This window comes from Acinetobacter sp. 228, from assembly GCF_048147885.1.
The window spans coordinates 1-1,153 of the sequence record NZ_JAYWYV010000454.1; the positions used below are offsets into that span (position 1 = coordinate 1).

Sequence of the window (1,153 nt, forward strand, 5' to 3'; positions counted from 1 at the left end):
AACCTGAGCTTCATTTCCAACTAAACGTAAAGTCGTGAGGCTTGTATTGGTAATTGCCCAATTCAAAGCAAAAGTTCGATTAGGGCTCAGTTCAAGCAGCTTGCCAATTGCTACCGAAATCACACCACCCGAGGTAAAAACGACTGCATAACGAGGTTTGGTTTTTGCCAACTCATCACAAAGTTGCTGTAGCGCCGTTTCGACTCTATTTTTAAAATGCGGCCAAGACTCATCATATTCATGATGAAAATCGCCTTCGGTCCATCGTTCAATCGCACCTTCAAAGATTTTGGCAAGATACGCGCGAGGGTTATGCTCTTTTGCGACATCGGCTTTTAACAGTTCAGGCTGTTCAAAACGCGGCTCATAACGGGCAAAAACCTGTTGATGGTTAAACTCATTCCATAAATTATTATGATGAATTACCGCATCTGGAAAACATTCTTTTAGTGCAAGCTGTGCAGTTTGTTCATGGCGCTGCATAGTTCCTGCAACTACATAAGGTTGTTCTTTCAATATTTTCTTAAAATATTGGCCTAATAAAGTCGCTTGAGCTTCACCATTTTCAGACAACTCATCATAGTTACTTTTACCAAATGATGCCTGTCCATGCCTTACCAGATAAATTGTGGTCATCTTCTTAAAATACCCTGTATTTTCTGTAGAGATTGCTGAGCAAATTCCGATTCTTGCAATTTTTGCTGGGCGATAAGTTTTAAAGCTCTGATATGTAGCGCATGAATGACAATCCAGAAATCTTTAAAAGCAGGGTTTCGGGTTTGTTTATGGTAATAACGATAATAGATTTGCTGAGCAATCACGGCTAAACGGAATACACCAAACACTTCATAAAAAGTCCAGTTTTGAGGTTCCAGACCAGTTTTTTGCAAATAATAGTCAACGACTTCTTTACGAGAGAACATTCCCTTTAAATGGGTAGGCTGACGGCGTGTCGATCTAAAAATCATATTATCCGTGGGCTCAACCCAATAGGCCAAAGCGCTACCTAAATCCATTAGAGGATCACCCAAAGTCGCCATTTCCCAATCCAGTACCCCAATCACTTCAGTTGGATGTTTTGGATCTAAAATCACATTATCAAAACGCCAATCATTGTGAATAATACAAGTTGTAGAATCTTGAGGGATATTAT

General features: G+C 39.9%; 2 protein-coding genes. Both read right to left on the reverse strand.

Annotation, left to right across the window (positions count from 1 at the left end; genetic code table 11):
• On the reverse strand, positions 1 to 636 hold a 636-nt coding region (locus VXQ92_RS19805), incomplete at its 3' end, for a histidine phosphatase family protein (RefSeq protein WP_416682940.1).
• Positions 633 to 1,153: phosphotransferase (locus VXQ92_RS19810; RefSeq protein ID WP_416682941.1), on the reverse strand; the 521-nt coding region annotated here is incomplete at its 5' end. The genes VXQ92_RS19805 and VXQ92_RS19810, both read right to left, overlap by 4 nt.